Consider the following 18,576-nt stretch of genomic DNA (forward strand, 5'->3'; position numbering starts at 1 on the left):
TGTTCTCATCACAGCGCTACCCTTTGCACATGGTTGATCTGATCCCCGATAAACCACGCAAGGGCCGTGGCGCCGTCAGCAATGCCAGCGGGCGCTACGAGCCCTTCACCCGCGTCGCCATCGACGACGGCTGGGGTCAGGACCCCGGCAGCAGCGGCTTCGGCGAGCCCGGTTTCGGGGCCGATCCGCCGCCGCGCCCGACCGAGGTGACCTGGGATGCGACGCGCACGATCATCGCCCGCAACACCTCGCCCGACGTGCCCTTCGATCGCTCCATCAACCCCTACCGGGGCTGCGAGCACGGCTGCATCTACTGCTTTGCGCGCCCGAGCCATGCCTGGCTGGGCTATTCGCCCGGGCTCGATTTCGAGACCAAGCTGCTGGCCAAGCCGGAGGCGGCGAGCCTCCTGCGGGCGGAGCTGGCGCGCAAGAACTACAAGCCCGAACCCATAGGGCTGGGCACCAACACCGATCCCTACCAGCCCATCGAGAAGCGCCTGAAGATCACCCGCCAGATCCTGGAGGTGCTGCGCGACACCCGCCACCCCTTCACCATCGTCACCAAGTCCAACCTGATCCTGCGCGATCTCGACATACTGGCGCCGATGGCGCAGGCGCGGCTGGTGCGGGTGATGATCTCGGTCACCACCCTGGACCGCAAGCTGAGCCGGGTGATGGAGCCGCGCGCGCCGACGCCGGAGCGGCGCCTGCAGGCGCTGCGCACCCTCAACGCCGCCGGCGTGCCGGCCGGCGTGCTGACCGCGCCGATGATCCCGGCCATCAACGACCACGAACTGGAAGCGCTGCTCGAAGCAGCCGCGCGGGCCGGCGCCACCACGGCGGGCTATGTGCTGCTGCGCCTGCCCCTGGAGATCAAGGACCTCTTTGCCGAGTGGCTGGAGGCGCACTTCCCGGACCGCAAATCCAAGGTCTTGAAGCTGGTGCGGGAGACCCGCGACGGCGCCCTCTATCAGCCGGAATTCGGCCTGCGCCAGCGCGGCAGCGGAGTTTATGCCGACCTGCTGGCCCAGCGTTTCAGCCGGGCCGAGCGCCGCCTGGGCCTCAATCGCGGGGGCTTCAGGCACAGGGGCCTCGGCGACCTGGACTGCAGCCAGTTCGAGCCGCCCCCCGCCAAGCCCAAGGCCGACAAGCGTCAGCTCTCGTTCCTTTAGCTTTTGGCCCTTTAGCTTTTAGCGCAAAGACCCGGCATCTCGCCGCCGCGGAACCCTGCCTGCCGGTCCAGGACGCCAAGGCGAACGCCGCGGCCCGCCTTCACCCTTTTGAAAGCAGCGCCCTGCTAAACAGGAAGGAGGCGGCCTGCGGCGGCCCAAGGCGGCGAATTGGCGAGATCAGAGACCGGTCATGGAGGGTCATACCAGCAGCATCACCGAGCTGGCGATCGTGGTGGTCGCCGCGCTGTGCTGCGGGCTGGTCGTCCGTTCCTTCCGGCAGCCGATCCTGCTGGGCTACATCCTGGCCGGCGCCGCCCTCGGCCCTTCCGGCCTGGGCCTCGTGGAAAATCGCGACCAGGTTCAGCTGCTCGCCGAACTGGGCGTGCTCATGCTGCTGTTCTTCATCGGCATGGAGCTGCAGCTGCGCAGCCTGAAGGCGGTCTGGCGCATCGCGCTGATGACCACGCTCTTCCAGATCGCCGTCGGCGTCCTCGCCATGTCGCTGCTCGGCTTCTACCTCGACTGGCCCATCGGCCTGACGGTGGTGCTGGGCTTCGTCGTCGCCCTCTCCTCCACCGCCATCGCCATCAAGATGCTGGAGGAGATCGGCGAGAAAGGCACCCGTGTCGGCAACGTCACCATCGGCATCCTGATCGCCCAGGACCTGGCGGTGATCCCGATGATGCTGGTGGTCAGCACCTTTACCGGCGGCAACGCGTCGATCGGCGCCGGGACGCTGATCAAGCTCGTTCTCTCCATCGCCTTCCTGGCAATCCTGCTGGTCTACCTGGGTCGCGGCCGGCGCCTGCGCCTGCCCTTTGCCAAGAGCGTCGGCCGCAATGTCGACCTGACACCGCTGGCGGGTCTCGCCTTCTGCTTCGGCGCCGCGGCGCTGGCCGGCCTGATGGAACTCTCCGCCTCCTACGGCGCTTTCCTGGCCGGACTGGTGATCGGCAACTCCACCAGCCGGCGGGTGATGATGCACTACACTGCGCCGATCCAGAGCGTCCTGCTGATGGTCTTCTTCCTCACCATCGGTCTGCTGATGGATCTCGGTTACATCTGGGAGAACCTCGGCACCGTGGTCCTCATCGTCACCTTCGTGGCGATCCTGAAGACGGCCCTCAACATCGTCGTCATCCGCGCCATGGGGGAGACCTGGCCGCGCGCCTTTCTCTCCGGCGTGATGCTTGCCCAGCTCGGCGAGTTCTCCTTCATCCTCGCCGCCCTCGGCCTGACCGCCGGCGTGATCTCGCCGGAAGAACACCGCCTGCTGGTGGCGGTCACCGTGCTGTCGCTGATCGGCAGCCCCATCTGGCTGGAGGCGGCGCGGCGGCTGCACCGCATCGCCCTGCTCGGCATCACCTCCGGCCGCGAGACCCTGCGCCTCACCCTGGGGCCGGAGGCGATGGCCCTCGGCCGTTCCGGCGGCCGGATCGGCGGGCGCATCGGCGACTGGCTGCGGCTCGCCGCCAAGCCGCTGCTGCCGGAGACGGCCGAGGCCTCCCGGCGCGATCAAAAGCCCCTGGCGCCGGATGCCGGCAGCGACCATGATAGCGCGGTGTCGGCCCCGCCCCGGCGCAGCCCCGCACCGCCCCTCAATCCCGGCGCGGCGGAAGCGGACTGACCGTAAACCGGGGCGACGGCCATCGTCTCAACCCTGCCGGACCCCCTGCCTCCCGTGCCGGACTTCTCCCTCGAACACCAGATCAGCGAAGAACTGCGCCCGGATGATCCCGGCCACGGCCCGCGGGTGATCGGCCTGGACGAGGCCGGCCGCGGCCCCTGGGCCGGGCCGGTGGTGGCCGCCGCGGTCTGGCTGCGCCGCGATGCCCTGCCCGCAGGCCTGCAAGAGGGCCTGGACGATTCCAAGAAGCTGACGGCGCGGGCGCGCGAAACCCTCTTCGATGCGCTGCTGGCGCTGCCGCCGGATGTCGGCGCCGTCGCAACCGGCGAGGCCAGCGTCGAGGAGATCGACTGCCTGAACATCCTCCGGGCCTCGCTGCTGGCCATGCGGCGCGCGGCGGCGGCGCTGCCGCTGAGGGCCGATGCCGCCCTGGTCGACGGCAACCAGAAGCCCGACCTGCCCTGCCCCCTGCGCACCGTGGTGAAGGGCGATTCCCGCTCGCTCTCCATCGCCGCGGCCTCGATCGTCGCCAAGGTCAGCCGCGACCGCACCATGGCCGCCCTCGCCCGCGCCCACCCCGGCTACGGCTGGGAGCGCAACCAGGGCTACGGCACCGCCGAGCACCGCCAGGGCATCGCCAGCCTGGGCGTCACACCGCAGCATCGCCGCTCCTTTCGCCCGATCCGCGAGGCAATCGTCCGACAATCGAAATAACCGGGGTTTCTTAACAATCAGCCCTAACATCTTGAGTCCCAAAGACTCTTGACGCGAGTCGCCGGGTGACTCAGGATGCCCGCTTTCGCGCAAGAGAGGGGGGACCGACCGGCGTGCAGAAAGATGTCGTCAAGCAGGGCGACTGCATCGCGTTGATGGAGGAGATGGCCGAAGCCTCGGTGGACATGGTTTTCGCCGACCCGCCCTATAACCTCCAGCTCGACGGCGAGCTCTACCGGCCCAACAATACGCGCGTCGACGCTGTGGACGACGCCTGGGACCAGTTCGACAGCTTCGCCGCCTACGACGACTTCACCCGCCGCTGGCTGCGCGCCGCGCGCCGCGTGCTGAAGGACAGCGGCACCCTCTGGGTGATCGGCAGCTACCACAACATCTTCCGCGTCGGCACGGCGCTGCAGGACCTGGACTACTGGATCCTCAACGACGTGGTCTGGCGCAAGTCCAACCCCATGCCGAACTTCCGCGGCCGGCGCTTCACCAACGCGCACGAGACCCTGATCTGGGCGGCCAAGGACAAGGACACACGCTACACCTTCAACTACGACGCCATGAAGCGGCTGAACGACGACCTGCAGATGCGCAGCGACTGGCTGATCCCGATCTGCAGCGGCGGCGAGCGGCTGAAGAACGACCAGGGCGAGAAGGGGCACCCGACCCAGAAGCCCGAAGCCCTGCTCCACCGCGTCATCATGGCCGCCACCAAGCCGGGCGAGGTGGTCCTCGATCCCTTCTTCGGCAGCGGCACCACCGGCGCCGTCGCCAAGAAGCTGGGCCGCCGCTTCATCGGGCTGGAACGCGATCCGGGCTATGTGAAGCTGGCCGAGCAGCGCATCGCCCAGGTGCAGCCGGTGAAGGACCTGGAGCTGGTGGAGACGCCGGCCAAACGCCAGGAGCCGCGCATCCCCTTCGGCTGGCTGATCGAACACGGTCTGCTGGAGCCGGGCACCGTGCTGCACGGGCCCGACAAGCGCTGGCGCGCCAAGGTCCGCGCCGACGGCACCCTCATCACCAGCGACTTCAAAGGCTCGATCCACCAGGTCGGCGCCCACCTGCAGGGCGCCCCCTCCTGCAACGGCTGGTCGTTCTGGCATGTGAAAGCGGAGGGCAAGCCCGTCTCCATCGACGTGCTGCGCCAGAAACTGCGCGCCAATCTCGGCAAGACGCTGAACTGAACCTCGGTCCGCTCTAGGTCGCGGCGCCTAAGCGGGCGGGCGGCCGCGTTTCCCCAGCTTCCCGACTGTCTGAGAGCTGCCAGGCGATCGCCCGTTCCGGGCGGTAGGCGCAGAAGGTGCCGGTGCGCAGGCTGTTGGCGAGGTGGCGGCCGAGGGCCGGGTGGGCGGCCTCGACCTTGCGCAGGGCGTGGCGGATGCGCCAGGTGACGGTGGTGCGCGCCCGTTCGGCCAGGCTGCCGAGGCGGCGGCTGCGCCCGCCCAGGCCCAGGGCCTTGGCCAGGGTATCGACCAGTTCGTCGATGTCGCCGCGCAGCCGTTCGGCCTGCAGCGGGTCGTTGCGGTCCTCCGCCTCGGCCAGGTCTTCCTGCAGGTCGCGGATGCGCGCCTTGAGCGCCCGGCGGGCCGGCTCGTCGAGCGCCGCATCGCCGGCGAAGTGCTCGTCCCCGCGTTCGGCCAGATCGAGGCAGTGCACCTCGGTCCCCGGACGCTCCAGCAGGCGGCGGATGTCGTGCAGCCCCTTGAGGTCGGGCAGCCGCACCGTCTGTCCGCCAAACGCCAAACGCCATTGCCCCGCTTCCGGCACCAGCGCCGCCGCTTCCGTCGGTTCGGGATGGCTCGCCAAGACGGCATCGGAGGCCGCAGCCTCGGACGCTTTCCCACAGGCATCGTCCAGCAGGCGAAAACCCTCGGCCAGAACCGCGCGGTCCTCGGCGCGGCGGTAGGGATTGACCGTCAGCAGCCAACGGCAGGCCTCGCCCGGCAGGGGTTCGCGCCCGCCGTTGATCCAGTCGCGGTACTCCCGCTCGTAGACCGCCAGCATCGCCCGTCCCTCTTCCATTCGGCCGAGATTGGCATAGGCGATGGCCACAAAGGCAGGCACATCGACGATGGGAAAGCCGTCGATGGCCGCAGCCAGGGCGGCGGCCCGCTCGTGGTTGCCGGCAGCAGCATGGGCAATGGCGGCGTAGGCGAAGTAATGGTTCGGATGACAGGGATTGAGGCGCAGGGCCCGCTCCGCATGATCGGCGCCAAGCTCGGGCCGGCCCAGGAAGGCCTCGCCGATCGACATCTCGATCAGCATGTCGGCGTCGTTCGGGCAGAGTGCAAGGGCGCGGTCGAAGTACCAGGCGGCGCGGTCGAACTCCCGCCGGTAGTTCAGGACCTTGCCGATGACGACGTGCAAAAGCGCGTCGCGGTCGTCGATCTCCAGGGCGCGGTGGGCATGGGTGTAGGCACGCTGGCCGTTCTCCTCGAAGCGCTCCCAGAAATGGCAGCTCCACTCGTTGAACCAGGAGAGCGAAATGCCCGCATGGGCGCGGGCGTAGTGCGGGTCCAGATCGATGGCGCGCTCGAAAAGGCCGCGGGCTTCTTCGTCCGCGCTGGGGCTGCCCTGCCGCAGCAGGGCGAGGCCCCGCAGGGTGAGCTCGTAGGCGGCCAGGGAGTCCGTCGGCTTGCGCCGCAGATCGTCGCGCGCCGTCTCCTCCAGCCGCGTGGACAGCGTGGCGGCGATGCGGGCCACGACCTCGTCCTGAATGGCGAAGACATCGCCGGCCGAGAAGTCGTACTGCTCGCTCCAGAGCTGGCGGCCGCCACCGCAGTCCACCAGAGCCGCGGTCACCCGCAGCCGCCCGCCGGCGCGCCGCAGGCTGCCGCGCAGCAGGCGGCTGGCCCCCAGGCGCGCCCCGGCCTCCCGGTCGGAGAGGCCGGCCACGGCCAAGCCCGACATCCAGGAGATGACCTGCAGGCTGCGGAAGCGCGTGAGTTCGCCGCAGATGTCTTCCAGCAGGCCCTGCGCCAGCGGGTCGGCCGCGGGGTCGGTGCCCGCAACCTGAAAGGGAAGCACAGCCAGGACAGGGGGTTGGCTTGGATTCTGGCCTGAGTTGGGGCCGGTCGTGGCGCCGGGCATTGGGCCGGTCATGTCTCGGTCTTTTCGTCTGATCAGCGGCCTTATCTACGAGCATAGCGCAAGCCGGGCTTCAGGAAAATGCGCCCGCCCTCACATCGTGAGGCGGCCCCTCACGCCCTACCGGGTATAGGGGGCTCTCCGCCGCAAGGTCCCTGCCGCCGCTGAAAAATAATCGACACCGCGCCACCCCCGGCGCGCGTATTGTTTTATGAGTTTGGCGTCAGCCGAAAAAGGAGATCACGCATGTCCAGCGACCGCCAGGGAAACACGCTTTCCGGCGCCACGCCGGCGGCCCTCACGCTCTATGAGCAGGCCGTCGAGGCCTTCAACATCTACCGCGGCGATCCCATCGCCCTTGTCGACGAAGCCATCGCGCAGGCGCCGGACTTCGCCATGGCGCGCATCCTGAAGGCGCACCTCTACGGTCTCGCGACCGAGCCGGAAGCCACGGCAGAGGCGCGCGACATCGTGGCCGAGGTCAAGAAACGCTCCCTGAACGAGCGCGAAGCCTCCCACCTCGACGCCCTGGATCTGCTGCTGCAGGGCAACTGGACGGCGGCGGCTGTCGCCCTGGACCATCACCTCCTGCGCTACCCCCGCGACCTCGTGGCCCTGCAGTCGGGCCATCTTATGGACTTCTACCGCGCCAACGCGCGCGACATGCGCGACCGTATCGCCCGCACCCTGCCCCAGTGGTCGCCGGAGGTGCCCGGCTATTCCATCGTGCTGGGGATGTATGCTTTCGGGCTCGAGGAAAGCGGTGATTATGCCCGCGCCGAAGAGATGGGCCGCAAGGCCGTCGAACTGCAGCCGCTCGACTGCTGGGCCCATCATGCCGTCGCCCATGTGATGGAGATGCAGGGCCGGGCCGAGGACGGCATCGGCTGGATGATCGCCCGCGAGCCCCACTGGTCGGGCGACGACAATTTCTTCAAGGTTCACAACTGGTGGCACCGCGCGCTCTACCACCTCGACCTCGGCCAGGTCGACCAGGTCTTCGCCCTCTACGACGGCCCGATCCGTGAGGAGCGCAGCGCCGTCGCGCTCGATCTGGTGGATGCCTCGGCGCTGCTGTGGCGGCTGCAGTTGGCCGGCCACGACGTGGGCGAACGCTGGAACGAGGTCGCCACCGCCTGGGACCAGCATGCCGACGGGCGGCTCTATGCCTTCAACGACTGGCATGCGGTCATGGCCTATCTGGGCGCCGGCCGCGAAACCGACGTGAGCCGGATCACGGATGCTTTGCGCAACGCGGCCGACCCGGCAGCAGAAACCAGCGGCTGGGCCAGGACCACGGGGCTTGCGCTGGTGGAGGGCTTCACGGCCTTCCGGCGCGGCGACTACGAGACCGCCGTCGAGCGCCTGCACGGCGCGCGCTACATCGCCAACCGTTTCGGGGGCAGCCACGCGCAGCGCGACGTGATCGACTGGACCCTGACCGAGGCAGCCCTGCGTGGTGACTTCCGGGACGTCGCGACGGCGCTGGCCAACGAACGGCTGGCCTTGAAGCCCCACAGCCCGGTCAACCGCGGCTTCCTGGAGCGCGCCCGGGCCGGCGGTTCCGGCGGCGAGCAGGCCGCCTAGGCCGCGGCCGGCCTCTGACGGGAGCAAACCATGCAATCCGGCGACACCGCCAAGGGAGCGTTGCCGCAACCCTCCCGCGCCGATCTCGACATCCGCTGGGCGAAGGCGGAGGAGGCGCGTGCGATCGCGCGCCTCTTCCTCATCTCCTCCGACGGTCTGGCCACCTACATCTGGAGCCGGATCGACGTGCCGGACCTCAATCCGGAGGAAGTGGACTTGGAGGAGATCGGGGCTGCCCGCTACGCGCGCAGCGGCACGGCATTTTCCTACGAGAACTGCCTGCTCGCCCTGGCCGGCGGGATCGTCGTCGGCATGGCCCATGCCTTTCCCATGGACGCCGATCCCGGACCCGTCGGGGAAGAAGACCCCGTGCTGCGCCCTTACGCGGAGCTGGAAGACCCGGGCTCGCTCTACCTCTCCGGCCTGGCGGTCGAGGAGGGCTACCGGAGCGCGGGCATCGGCGCGGAGCTGATGGACTGCGTGGAGGAACTGGCCCGCGCCAAGAGTCTGCCGCGCGTCTCGCTGATCTGTTTCGAACGCAACACGGGGGCCCTGGCGTTTTACCGCCGCCGCGGCTACCGCGAGATCGCGCGGCGGCCTCTGGTGCCCCATCCCAGCCTGCACTACGCCGACGGAGACGCGCTGCTTCTGGTGCGCAACTGCTGAGTCTTCAGAAGGCTGCGCTTCATCGACCATCGCCGCAAGTCATCGCCGCAAACAACCGCCGCAGTGTGAAACCCCCGGCCGCCCGATGCCGTAGATGGCGGCACAACCTCGTGAGAAAGACCGACCATGACCTGTCGCGCCGAAGTTCGCCGCTTCGCCGAGGCTCTCGCCTGTGTTTTCCTTCTCCTGACAAGCGCACCGGCCAGCTCCGGCAGCCTGCCCGAACCGCTCCAAGACAGCGACTTCCTATTTGACGGAAAGCCCGCGCCGGCACAGGTGGAACTCGGCCGCCTGCTGTTCTTCGACCCGATCCTCAGCGGCAACCGCAACATCTCCTGCGCCAGCTGCCACGACCCAGCCCACGGCACGGGGGACGCGGTGGCCCTTTCTCTTGGCGAAGGCGCCCAGGGCCGCGGCACGGCGCGGCGCAACCGGGAGGGCGTGACCGGACGGGTGCCGCGCAACGCCCAACCGCTCTATAACATCGGCGCCCGGGAGTATGGTGCGATGTTCCACGACGGGCGGCTGGAGCCCGACCCGGCAGGCACCTTCGAAAGCGGCTTCTGGAGCCCGGCGCGCGAGCAGCTGCCCGCCGGCCTCGACAGCCTGCTGGCCGCCCAGGCCATGTTCCCGGTCACTTCCGCCATCGAGATGGCCGGACACAAAGGCGAGAACCCGGTGGCGACGGCGGTGGCCGAAGACCGCCTCGCGGGGCCCGGCGGCGCCTGGGACCTGCTCGCCCGGCGCCTGCGCGAGATACCCGGCTACGTGGCGCACTTCACCGCCGCCTTCGTAGAGGTGCGCGGGGCCGAGGACATCACCTTCGTCCAGGCCGCCCGCGCGCTCGCCGCCTTTCAGGCCAGCGCCTTCCGCTCCCAGAACAGCCCCTTCGACCGCGTGCTGGAGAGCGGCAGGGCGGACCACCTGAGCCCGGCGGCGCAGGCCGGCATGACCCTGTTCTACGGCAAGGCGCACTGCGTGGCCTGCCACGCAGGCCCGCTGCTGACCGACCAGGGTTTCCACGCCATCGCCATGCCGCAGATCGGCCCGGGCAAGGGCCATGGCAGCGACACGGCCTATTGGCGCGCCTCGGGTTTCGCCGACAGGCTGGAGGACGAGGGGCGCTACCGCGTAACCTTCGAGCGCGCCGACCTCTTCCGTTTCCGCACGCCCTCGCTGCGCAACGTCGCGCTGACCGGCCCCTGGGGCCATGCCGGCGCCTATGACAGCCTGGAGGCCGTGATCCGCCACCACCTCGATCCCGAGGCCGCACTGGCCGCCTATGCAGCCGACGCGGCGGCCCTGCCGCCGCTGGGCGAGGTGATCGAGCAGACCGGGCGCGGATCACAACTGATCTTCCGCCCCCTGAATCCGGCCCGGCGGGCGGACTATCTGCTGCGCGATGTCTGGGTCCAGCGCTCCGACAAGCTGCGCGGGCGGATCGCCGCGGCCAACGAACTGACGCCGCTGGCCTTGAGCGATGCCGAAGTCGCCGCGCTGGTCGCCTTTCTGGAGGCGCTCACCGATCCCGCCGCCGCCGACCTCTCCCACCTCATTCCGGAGTCCCTGCCCAGCGGGCTCACCCCGCAGCCCAGTCGCCGCTCCACGCTTTGATCCAAAGCCATTTTGACTGGAGAGAGAGAATGACAAGCCGTTTCCTTTGGTCCCTCGCCGCAACAGCCGCCCTGCTGCCCGTCGCGGCCACGGCGGAGTCCGGCAGCCCGGCCCCGCAGACAGCCCAGCAGGTCGCCGCCAAGGACACCGTTTTCGATGTGAAGGAGTACATGTCGCTCACCTTCATCTTCCACATCGACGAAGAACTGGCCGAGCAGGACGTGTTCTACGAGAAGGTGCCCGGCAGCGGCGAGGTCTGGCGGCCCAACGGCGCCACCCGCAACATGGATGCGCCGCTCTACGCCCCCGCCGTGCCGGTCGACCACACGCCACTGCAGACCGACAACATCGGCCCCTGGCCCAAGGGCAAACCGCTGGGCATTACCCTCGGCCAGTGGTTCGCCGCCAAGGGCCAGGGCACCTATACCTGCGAGAACGGCAAGGGCCTGCTCGACGTCTCCTTCGAGAGCCTGGTGCCCAACGGCGTCTACACCATGTGGCACGACTTCTTCGTCTGGCCGCCGACCGAACCCTTCATCGGTACCTATGATCTGCCCTTCGGCGCGCGCGACGGATCGGAGAACGTTTTCGTCGCCGATGCCTCGGGCGACGCCCGTTTCAAGAAGGCGATCACCCCCTGCCTGCAGTTGAGCGGCGAGCAGCTGATCGCGGAACTGGCCATCGCCTGGCACAGCGACGGGCGGACCTACGGTCATGAACCGGGTGAGTTCTCCACCCGGACCCACGTCCACCTCTACGTCCCGCTGCCCAAGCGCACGGGTCTCTGATCGAGAGCAAGCAGCTGCGCTTCTTGCGAGGGCCTGGCAGTTACAACGCCGGGCCCTCGTTCCTTTCTCGCCCGCCGGTCTAGGCGCTCCAACTGGGCCGGGCGCGCAGGGCGTCGTTCCACCGTCTGAGATGATCCAGGCCCTCCGGAATCGGCACCTTCACGAAGTCGGACAGGAACAGCGCCGTCATGCCGGTGATGTCGGCGACGGTGAAGCGCTCTCCGGTAACAAAGGGTCGGCCGTCGGCCAGTGCGCTGTCCAGCCAGGCCAGCTTGGCCGGCAGGTCACGGCGCTGCGCCTCGACAATGGCCGGCACCTGGGTCAGCTTGTCCTTGAAGAAATCGAAGCTGTGGCGCGCGATCAGGCTGAGGGGAGTCAGAATCTCCAGCTCCATGCGGCGGTCCCACATGTAGACCAGGGCCTGCTCGACCGCACCCTCCCCGAAGAGGTTCGGTTCGGGCTGCAAGGATTCAAGGTAACGGCAGATCGCCTGAGACTCGCAGATGATCGTGCCGTCGTCGAGTTCCAGGACCGGAACCTCGCCCAGGCTGTTCTTCTTCCGGAGCGCTTCGCCGCGGGTGCCCTCGGCATCGAGACTCAGATCGACGCGCGGCAGGTCCATACCCTTCTCCGCCAGAAAGATGCGCACCCGGCGCGGGCTCGCCGCCGCAGCATTGTAGAGTTTCACGGTCAGGTCTCCTCTGGTCTCTTTACAACCAACTCGCTCTTTGATATCTTTTAATCAACATATGATCAATAGGTGATGTATGTTGGATGCAACCTTCGCGGCCCTGTCCGACCCGACACGGCGCACGATCCTGGACCTGCTGGCCGATCGGGAACACTCGGTGGGCGAGCTGGTCGACCACTTCCCCATTACCCAGTCCGCCGTCTCGCGGCACCTGAACGTGCTGGAGCAGGCCGCTCTGATCGAAAGGCGGCGGGACGGCCAGCGCCGGCTCTGCGCCCTGCGCGCGGAAACGCTCGCGGAGATCGATCACTGGATGGAGCGCTACCGCCGCATGTGGGCCGGCAAGCTGCAACGCCTCGACAAGGCGGTACAGAGGAGAAAGAAGCGATGAGCCAAGCAGTTGCGGAAGATCTTCGCAGCGTCGTTCTGCGTTACCGTTTCAACGCCAGCGTCGAAGAACTCTTCGCCGCCTGGACCGACCCGGAGATGCTGGCCGAGTGGTGGGGGCCGGAAGGCTTTCGCAGCGAGGTCCTGGTGATGGAACTGCATCCCGGCGGACGCTTCGAAATCGAGATGACCGCCGAGGACGGGGAGGCCAGCCGCATCACCGGGGTGTACCGGGAGATCTCCCCGCCGACCCGGCTGGTCTTCGAGATCACGGAGCATTGCACGAAAGACCTGCCGCCGGAGGTGGAACCGCAGATCGCCCCGACGCCGGTGACCGTCGAGTTCATCAGCCACGGCGACCAGTCGGAGATCGTCCTCACCCAGGACGGACTGAACCCGAGCTATTCGGAACTGGTCAGCTGGGGCTGGGGCGGCGCCATCGACAAGCTGAAGGCGCGGCTTGGCTGAGGCCGCCTAAGGGTCGCTCGGCTGCAGCAGGTCCCAACGGTTGCCGTAGAGGTCTTCGAAGACCGCCACCCTGCCGTAGGTCTCGCGCCGCGGCGCCTCCAGGAAGACCACGCCGGCCGCCTGCATGGCCCGGTGGTCACGCTCGAAGTCATCGGTCATCAGGAACAGGAAGACGCGCCCGCCGGTCTGATCGCCGACCCTTTCAATCTGCGATCCGCCCGCGGCCTGTGCCAGCAGGAGCCGCGTCTCCTTCGCCCCGGGCGGCGAGACCACGACCCAGCGCCTGCCGCCACCCTGATCGCTGTCCTCGATCAGATCAAAGCCGAGCTTACCGACGTAAAAGCCGATCGCTTCGTCGTAGTCGCGCACCAGCAGCGCGATCAGGCCGAGGTGTTGACGCATGCCCCCTCTCTTCGCTTGGATGCAGAATCCGCAGTCACGGCTGTTCGACAAAGAGCCGACATCATTATCATCGGCATTGTCCACACCAAGGGCCATCGTGTTTCGACGACGTTTCACGGGGTGAGACAGCGCGGGCAATCTGCTAGGCTGCACAGCGAAAGGAACGCCCATGCCCGCCTTCGATCTGCTCCTCCCCTTCTTCGCGGCGACACTGCTCTTCGCGGTGATGCCGGGCCCGGCCATCCTCTACACCGCCGCCCAGACCATGGCGCGCGGGCGGCGGGGCGGCGCCATGGCAGCGCTTGGTATCCATGTCGGCGGCTATGTGCACGTGATCGCCGCGGCGGCCGGCCTCTCCGCCGTCTTCCGCTACGTGCCGGAGGCCTATCTCGCGGTGAAGATCGCCGGGGCGCTCTATCTCATCTGGCTCGGCATCTCCTTCTTCCGCAAGCCGCAGACCGAAGACCTACCGACAGTGACCCAGCGCAACGCCCGGCGCGCCTTCGCGCAGTCCATGCTGGTCGAGGTGCTGAACCCCAAGGCGGCGCTGTTCTTCATCGCCTTCCTGCCGCTGTTCGTCGATCCCGCCGCCGCCTGGCCGCTCTGGGTCCAGTTGCTGATCCTCGGCACCTTCGTGAACGTGGCCTTCTCGACGGTCGATTTCATCACCGTGGCCGCCACCTCCACCATGGTGGGGCTGGTGCGCAAAAGCGCCGCCGGCCAGCGGGTGGTGCGGGCCATCGGCGGCTCCATTCTGGTGGCGCTCGGGGTGCACCTGGCAGCCTCGCGCAGCTGATCCTCCTCTGCAGCCGTGCAAGGCTGTTTGAACTATTTGCGTAGTCCCTGCGACCAATGGTCAATCTGACCCTTTCTCGCAGGAGAGAACCGTGCCTAAGTACCGCGTCCAGGGCCTTCTGGCCTCTGTCAGCCTGATCGCCGCCCTGACCGTCGTCGGGGTCGGCCACGCCGCCGCCCAACCCGACCTGGTCCCCATCGTGACCGCCCCGATGTCCGCCAACGTCGGCGTACAGAATGTCGGCGCCAGCCCGGCACCGGCCAGCCAGCTGATCATCAGCTGCGACAAGCTCGGCAAGGCCGGCGGCGGCGGCTGCCCGGACGCCCCGGACCTCGGCATCTACGAGAACCCGGCCTATCCCTACCACGCGACCATCGAAGTGCCGGAACTGGCCCCTGGTGAAAGCTACAATCACGTTCTGAGCGTCTGGGACGACATGGTCTGGCCGGAAGGCACCTACATCTTCAGCGTCACTGCCGATGCCGGCAACGCAGCCGTGGAGGCCAACGAGGCCAACAACGGCACCCAGACCAGCTACACCCAACTGCCCCAGCCCGGCGTCGGCCAGAAGCCGCAGCTGCCGCTGCAGGCCAGGCCGGGCCAGAGGCAGTCCCGCGACGAAACAGCCGTCCAGGTCTTCGTCGCCGAACTGGGCAAACCCGACCTGATGTCGACTTCGCTGGGCACCTACATCGGTGGCGATCACAGCCTTTGGAACCAGGTTCAGACCGTGCGGCCGGGTCACGTAAAGAAGACACAGGTCGGACGCAACAAGGACGAGTGCGTGATCCCGTCCAAGGTGCGCCTGATGAACATCGGCCAGGCCGACAGCGGCACCTTCAAGGTTCAGGTCTTCGACGACGGAAAACTGCGGGCCACCAAGACCGTTTCCTTGAAGAAGGGCCAGGACAAGTGGGTCAACTATGATCTGCGCCTGAACGAAGGCACCAACAAGGTGGTGGTGAAGATCGACCCGAAGAACCAGGTCGCCGAGCAGAACGAGAAGAACAACGTCTACAACACGACCGTGGAAGTCCCCTTCGACTGCGATGGCGTGGTCGTGCTGGCGCCACAGGGCAACGTGAAGGTGCTGCCGCTTAAGCAGAAGCGCATCCCCAAGGCCCGCCCTGCACCGAGCCGCCCCACGAATTGAGTTCCTCCCGAAGCTTCCCTCTTGAAGCTTGCCTCCTGGGCGGTCCGAAAGGACCGCCCATTTTTTCTGTGATGGAGTGGGATGGAGTGGGCCGGAGTGGGGGGCTTTGTACCAGCGCTCGAACTCGCGGTAAGCTTGGGCTTCCCGGATTCTGCAAGGACCCGCATGACCCAGGCCCCTAACGACCAGGACCTCATTGCCCGCCCGGGCAGCCGCCTGGAGATCACCACGCCGGCGCTGGTGCTGGACCTCGACGCGCTGGAAGGCAACATCGCGGCCATGGCGGCCATCACCAAGGCGCAGGGCATCGGCCTCAGGCCCCACGCCAAGACCCACAAGTCGGTGGCCATCGGCAGGCGCCAGATGGATCAGGGTGCCGTCGGGCTGTGCTGCGCCAAGCTGGCCGAGGCGGAAGCGCTGGCCGCCGGCGGGCTCGATCGCCTGCTGCTCACCTCGCCGGTCACCGGCGCCCGGCGCATCGCCCGCCTCTTGGATCTGCAGCCGCGCTGCGCGGAGCTGCTGGCGGTGGTCGACGACCCGGGAAATCTGCACGACCTGGGTGAAGCCGCCGATGCCCGGGCGCAGAACCTCGATCTTCTGATCGACGTCGACATCGGACAACACCGCACCGGCGTTGCAGGCGCACAAAGCGCCCTGGCGCTGGCGGAGGCCATTGCCGCGCATCCGCGGCTCACGCTTCGGGGCCTGCAGGGTTACGCCGGGCACCTGCAGCATGTTGCCGGTTTCGAGGAACGCCGCCGCGCCTCCCATGCCGCGCTGCAGGCGCTGGCGGAGGTGCGCGATACTCTGGAGAACGCCGGCCACCCCTGCCCCATCGTCACCGGCGGCGGCACCGGCAGCCACGCCTTCGATCACGAGGCCGGACTGCTGACCGATCTGCAGGCCGGCTCCTACATCGTCTCGGACGTGCAGTACGGCGCGGTGGACCTGGCCGGTGCGGACGTGGCGCCCTTCACGGCCGGGCTCTTCGTCTACAGCCGGGTGATCAGTGCCAGCCACGCGGACTTCGTCACCATCGATGCCGGCTCCAAGACACTCTCCACCGACGGGCCGCTGCCGGAGGTGGTCTTCGGCGCCGCGGCGGGTACGCGCTACGCGATCTCAGGCGACGAGTTCGGCCAGCTCACCCTGGGCCCGGGCGGTGCGAAGCCGGCGGTCGGCGACCTGATCGGCCTGCAGGTCCCGCACTGCGACACCACCATCAACCTCTTCGACTTCTACCACTGCATCCGCGGCGATGCCCTGGTGGCGCTCTGGCCCATCGAGGCCCGCGGCGCCTCCAATTAGGGTGTTTCTGGCTGTGACGGCACCGGCCCGTTATCTCACCGGCATGCGCCGGCCGAGGGCGACGCTGGCGACCACGAAGACAGCGAAGCCCAGGGTGATTGCGTCCACCGCCTCGCCGAGCAGGACCGCCGACGCGAAGATGGTGAGGAAGGTCTGCAGCAACTGGACCTGGCTGACCCGGGAGACGCCGCCGATGGCAAGGCCCCGGTTCCAGGCGAAGAACCCCAGGAGCTGGCTGAACAGGGCGACGTAGAGGAAAGCGCCCCAACTGGCCGGCGAGCCCTGCATGCCGTGCTCGGCCAAGGACAGGCCGACCGGGACCGCCAGGAAGGGCGCGGCGATCACCAGCGCCCAGCAGATCACCTGCCAGCCGCCCAGGGTCCTGGTCAGGCGCGCGCCCTCCGCATAGCCGATGGCCGCGCAGGCCACCGAGGCGAGCAGCGCCAGATGGCCGGGCCCGATGCTGCCGCCGCCGCGCAGCAGGGAAAAGGCGACCACCGCGCCGCCGCCGACAAGGGCAACCAGCCAGAAGGCCGCCGAGGGCCGCTCGCGCAGCAGCACCGCCGCCGCCAGGGTAGTGGCCAGCGGCAGGATGCCGAGGACCACGCCGCCGTGGGCGGCGGGCACGGTCTGCATCGCCCAGGCCGAGAGCAGCGGGAAGCCGAGCACAACGCCCAGCGCGACGACGACGAGGCTGCGCCACTCGCCGCGCCGCGGTAGCCGCTGGTGCGTCGCCAGCAGGATGGTCGCCGCCACTGCGGCGGCCAGGATGGCACGGCCGAGCCCGATCATGACGGGCGTGAAGTCGACCACGGCAATGCGGGTTGCCGGCAGGGTGAGGCTGAAGATGGCGACCCCGACGAAACCCAGCAGCAGCCCTTTCGCCTCCCGGCGCAGGGGGCCGTCGGCGTCGGCTGTGTCGGAGGCCGCGCCCTCCGGCCGATCAGCCATCGCTGTCGCCTGACGGGCTGGTCGCTGTCTGCTTCATGCCGTGGGCGATGATCTTGCGCATCACCGTGGGCAGCGCCTCGCCATCCAGGGCGTCAAGTCCGACCCAGCGGCCGGCCACTTCGGGAGCGCCCGCCTCGTCCACCCTGGCGGCCCAGACCGTCACCTCGAAATGAAAGTGGGTGAAGGTGTGGCGCACGATGCCGGGCAGCACCCGCCAGTCGGCCTGGAGCGGCGCGGCCGCCCCGGCCGCCGCGGCGTCCCATGCGCCTTCGCGCCAGGGGGTCGAGGGCACCTCCATCATGCCGCCGAGCAGGCCCTTCTCAGGCCGCCGGCGCAGCAGCAGCGCCCCGTCCGCCCCGGTAATCCAGAAGGCCACCGCATGGCGGGTCGGCTTCGGCGCCTTGGCCAGCTTGCGCGGCAGGTCCGGCGCGACACCGGCCGCCCGCCCCTGGCACCGCTCCTCCAGCGGACAGAGCAGGCACTTGGGCTGGCGGGGCAGGCAGACGGTGGCACCAAGGTCCATCATAGCCTGGGCGAAGTCGCCGGCGCGCTGATCGGGCGTGATGCGGTCGGCCAGGGCTTTCAGTTCCGGCTTCGCTGTCGGCAGCGGGGTTTCGACCTGAAACAGACGGGCGACCACACGCTCGACATTGCCGTCGACCACCACCGCCCGCCGGCCAAAGGCGATGGCCGCAATGGCGGCGGCCGTATAGACACCGATCCCCGGCAGGCGGCGCAGCTCGGCCTCGCTGTCGGGAAAGCGCCCGCCGAGGTCGCCAGCCACCACCTGGGCGCAGCGGTGCAGGTTGCGCGCCCGGGCGTAGTAGCCGAGCCCGGCCCAGGCCGTGAGGACCGCGTCCAGGGGCGCTGCGGCCAGGGCCTCGACATCAGGCCAGCGGGCGAGAAAGTCGGCATAGTAGGGCGCGACCGCGGCGACCGTGGTCTGCTGCAGCATGATCTCGCTCAACCAAACGTGATAGGGGTCCGGCGCGGCGGCGCCCGGCGGCGAACGCCAGGGGAGACGCCGCGCGTGGCGGTCGTACCACGTCAGCAGGGTGGCATGAACGGCGTCCGCAGCGGGCGCCGAAGCCGGAGAAGATGCGACAGAGGGCATAAAGGTCTCTATAGTCGGTCTCTTCATATACTGAGCCGCCGC

Annotated in this window: 18 protein-coding genes; 13 read left to right on the top strand and 5 right to left on the bottom strand. The window is 68.6% G+C overall.

Going from position 1 to position 18,576, the window contains the following annotated elements; all coding sequences use genetic code 11:
* Positions 1–29 precede the first annotated feature (29 nt).
* The 4 genes from ACO06P_RS10475 to ACO06P_RS10490 all read left to right on the top strand — a co-directional run bounded on the left by ACO06P_RS10475 (position 30) and on the right by ACO06P_RS10490 (position 4,706).
* Positions 30–1,172 carry a PA0069 family radical SAM protein gene (locus tag ACO06P_RS10475; protein WP_420345189.1) on the top strand — a complete coding sequence of 381 codons (1,143 nt, stop codon included), beginning with the start codon at positions 30–32 and terminating at the stop codon, positions 1,170–1,172.
* 190 nt (positions 1,173–1,362) lie between these two features.
* Positions 1,363–2,799 carry a cation:proton antiporter gene (locus ACO06P_RS10480; RefSeq protein ID WP_420345190.1) on the top strand — a complete coding sequence of 479 codons (1,437 nt, stop codon included), beginning with the start codon at positions 1,363–1,365 and terminating at the stop codon, positions 2,797–2,799.
* A 54-nt stretch (positions 2,800–2,853) separates the two neighbouring features.
* Positions 2,854–3,513 (top strand): ribonuclease HII, encoded by a 660-nt coding sequence (locus ACO06P_RS10485; RefSeq protein WP_420345191.1) that lies wholly within the window; start codon positions 2,854–2,856, stop codon positions 3,511–3,513.
* Between the two features lie 155 nt (positions 3,514–3,668).
* Positions 3,669–4,706, top strand: coding sequence for a site-specific DNA-methyltransferase (locus tag ACO06P_RS10490; RefSeq protein ID WP_420349620.1), 1,038 nt, complete (start codon positions 3,669–3,671; stop codon positions 4,704–4,706).
* Between the two features lie 13 nt (positions 4,707–4,719).
* Here the strand turns inward: ACO06P_RS10490 and ACO06P_RS10495 are convergent, their stop codons facing one another.
* Positions 4,720–6,624 (bottom strand): tetratricopeptide repeat protein, encoded by a 1,905-nt coding sequence (locus ACO06P_RS10495; protein WP_420345192.1) that lies wholly within the window; start codon positions 6,622–6,624, stop codon positions 4,720–4,722.
* A gap of 231 nt (positions 6,625–6,855) precedes the next feature.
* On the opposite strand from ACO06P_RS10495, the gene ACO06P_RS10500 reads away from it, so the two are divergent.
* From ACO06P_RS10500 to ACO06P_RS10515, 4 genes are all read left to right on the top strand, one after another.
* Entirely contained in the window at positions 6,856–8,196 is a 1,341-nt protein-coding gene (locus ACO06P_RS10500; RefSeq protein WP_420345193.1) for a tetratricopeptide repeat protein, read from the top strand.
* A gap of 30 nt (positions 8,197–8,226) precedes the next feature.
* The gene (locus ACO06P_RS10505; protein WP_420345194.1) at positions 8,227–8,862 is read left to right on the top strand and encodes a GNAT family N-acetyltransferase; all 636 of its coding nucleotides are present in this window, start codon (positions 8,227–8,229) and stop codon (positions 8,860–8,862) included.
* A 126-nt stretch (positions 8,863–8,988) separates the two neighbouring features.
* Positions 8,989–10,476, top strand: a complete 1,488-nt coding sequence (locus ACO06P_RS10510; protein WP_420345195.1) for a cytochrome-c peroxidase — start codon at positions 8,989–8,991, stop codon at positions 10,474–10,476.
* Positions 10,477–10,505: 29 nt separating this feature from the next.
* On the top strand, positions 10,506–11,264 hold the full coding sequence (locus ACO06P_RS10515; RefSeq protein WP_420345196.1) for a hypothetical protein: 759 nt from the start codon (positions 10,506–10,508) through the stop codon (positions 11,262–11,264).
* Positions 11,265–11,343: 79 nt separating this feature from the next.
* Here ACO06P_RS10515 and ACO06P_RS10520 read toward each other — a convergent pair whose 3' ends face one another.
* Positions 11,344–11,952: a glutathione S-transferase family protein gene (locus ACO06P_RS10520; RefSeq protein ID WP_420345197.1), complete on the bottom strand. Its 609-nt coding sequence runs from the start codon at positions 11,950–11,952 to the stop codon at positions 11,344–11,346.
* 79 nt (positions 11,953–12,031) lie between these two features.
* Here ACO06P_RS10520 and ACO06P_RS10525 point away from each other — a divergent pair, with 79 nt between their 5' ends.
* Positions 12,032–12,346: an ArsR/SmtB family transcription factor gene (locus ACO06P_RS10525; protein ID WP_420345198.1), complete on the top strand. Its 315-nt coding sequence runs from the start codon at positions 12,032–12,034 to the stop codon at positions 12,344–12,346.
* Positions 12,343–12,810, top strand: a complete 468-nt coding sequence (locus tag ACO06P_RS10530) for an SRPBCC family protein (RefSeq protein ID WP_420345199.1) — start codon at positions 12,343–12,345, stop codon at positions 12,808–12,810. The genes ACO06P_RS10525 and ACO06P_RS10530 overlap by 4 nt, the downstream gene beginning before the upstream one ends.
* A gap of 6 nt (positions 12,811–12,816) precedes the next feature.
* On the opposite strand, the gene ACO06P_RS10535 is transcribed toward ACO06P_RS10530, so the two are convergent.
* Positions 12,817–13,212 (bottom strand): VOC family protein, encoded by a 396-nt coding sequence (locus ACO06P_RS10535; RefSeq protein ID WP_420345200.1) that lies wholly within the window; start codon positions 13,210–13,212, stop codon positions 12,817–12,819.
* Between the two features lie 169 nt (positions 13,213–13,381).
* On the opposite strand from ACO06P_RS10535, the gene ACO06P_RS10540 reads away from it, so the two are divergent.
* The 3 genes from ACO06P_RS10540 (at position 13,382) to ACO06P_RS10550 (ending at position 16,469) form a co-directional block, all read left to right on the top strand.
* The gene (locus ACO06P_RS10540; RefSeq protein WP_420345201.1) at positions 13,382–14,008 is read left to right on the top strand and encodes a LysE family translocator; all 627 of its coding nucleotides are present in this window, start codon (positions 13,382–13,384) and stop codon (positions 14,006–14,008) included.
* 91 nt (positions 14,009–14,099) lie between these two features.
* A complete protein-coding gene (locus ACO06P_RS10545) occupies positions 14,100–15,161 on the top strand; it encodes a CARDB domain-containing protein (RefSeq protein ID WP_420345202.1) in 1,062 nt (353 codons plus the stop codon).
* Positions 15,162–15,326: 165 nt separating this feature from the next.
* Positions 15,327–16,469 (top strand): DSD1 family PLP-dependent enzyme, encoded by a 1,143-nt coding sequence (locus tag ACO06P_RS10550; RefSeq protein ID WP_420345203.1) that lies wholly within the window; start codon positions 15,327–15,329, stop codon positions 16,467–16,469.
* Positions 16,470–16,499: 30 nt separating this feature from the next.
* On the opposite strand, the gene ACO06P_RS10555 is transcribed toward ACO06P_RS10550, so the two are convergent.
* Positions 16,500–17,420, bottom strand: coding sequence for a DMT family transporter (locus ACO06P_RS10555; protein WP_420345204.1), 921 nt, complete (start codon positions 17,418–17,420; stop codon positions 16,500–16,502).
* The gene (gene mutY / locus ACO06P_RS10560; protein WP_420345205.1) at positions 17,413–18,534 is read right to left on the bottom strand and encodes an A/G-specific adenine glycosylase; all 1,122 of its coding nucleotides are present in this window, start codon (positions 18,532–18,534) and stop codon (positions 17,413–17,415) included. The genes ACO06P_RS10555 and mutY overlap by 8 nt, the downstream gene beginning before the upstream one ends.
* Between the last annotated feature and the right edge of the window lie 42 nt (positions 18,535–18,576).

The sequence above is a fragment of the Pelagibius sp. genome, from assembly GCF_965227505.1.
In the GTDB taxonomy this organism is placed as follows: Bacteria; Pseudomonadota; Alphaproteobacteria; order Kiloniellales; family Kiloniellaceae; genus Pelagibius.

Excerpts from the sequence above, each read along its gene's own strand:
- ACO06P_RS10475 (WP_420345189.1), top strand. The coding sequence starts at position 30 with ATGGTTGATCTGATCCCCGATAAACCACGCAAGGGCCGTGGCGCCGTC.
- ACO06P_RS10480 (WP_420345190.1), top strand. The coding sequence starts at position 1,363 with ATGGAGGGTCATACCAGCAGCATCACCGAGCTGGCGATCGTGGTGGTC.
- ACO06P_RS10490 (WP_420349620.1), top strand. The coding sequence starts at position 3,669 with ATGGAGGAGATGGCCGAAGCCTCGGTGGACATGGTTTTCGCCGACCCG.
- ACO06P_RS10495 (WP_420345192.1), bottom strand. The coding sequence starts at position 6,624 with ATGACCGGCCCAATGCCCGGCGCCACGACCGGCCCCAACTCAGGCCAG.
- ACO06P_RS10500 (WP_420345193.1), top strand. The coding sequence starts at position 6,856 with ATGTCCAGCGACCGCCAGGGAAACACGCTTTCCGGCGCCACGCCGGCG.
- ACO06P_RS10505 (WP_420345194.1), top strand. The coding sequence starts at position 8,227 with ATGCAATCCGGCGACACCGCCAAGGGAGCGTTGCCGCAACCCTCCCGC.
- ACO06P_RS10510 (WP_420345195.1), top strand. The coding sequence starts at position 8,989 with ATGACCTGTCGCGCCGAAGTTCGCCGCTTCGCCGAGGCTCTCGCCTGT.
- ACO06P_RS10515 (WP_420345196.1), top strand. The coding sequence starts at position 10,506 with ATGACAAGCCGTTTCCTTTGGTCCCTCGCCGCAACAGCCGCCCTGCTG.
- ACO06P_RS10525 (WP_420345198.1), top strand. The coding sequence starts at position 12,032 with ATGTTGGATGCAACCTTCGCGGCCCTGTCCGACCCGACACGGCGCACG.
- ACO06P_RS10530 (WP_420345199.1), top strand. The coding sequence starts at position 12,343 with ATGAGCCAAGCAGTTGCGGAAGATCTTCGCAGCGTCGTTCTGCGTTAC.
- ACO06P_RS10535 (WP_420345200.1), bottom strand. The coding sequence starts at position 13,212 with ATGCGTCAACACCTCGGCCTGATCGCGCTGCTGGTGCGCGACTACGAC.
- ACO06P_RS10540 (WP_420345201.1), top strand. The coding sequence starts at position 13,382 with ATGCCCGCCTTCGATCTGCTCCTCCCCTTCTTCGCGGCGACACTGCTC.
- ACO06P_RS10550 (WP_420345203.1), top strand. The coding sequence starts at position 15,327 with ATGACCCAGGCCCCTAACGACCAGGACCTCATTGCCCGCCCGGGCAGC.
- ACO06P_RS10555 (WP_420345204.1), bottom strand. The coding sequence starts at position 17,420 with ATGGCTGATCGGCCGGAGGGCGCGGCCTCCGACACAGCCGACGCCGAC.
- mutY (WP_420345205.1), bottom strand. The coding sequence starts at position 18,534 with ATGCCCTCTGTCGCATCTTCTCCGGCTTCGGCGCCCGCTGCGGACGCC.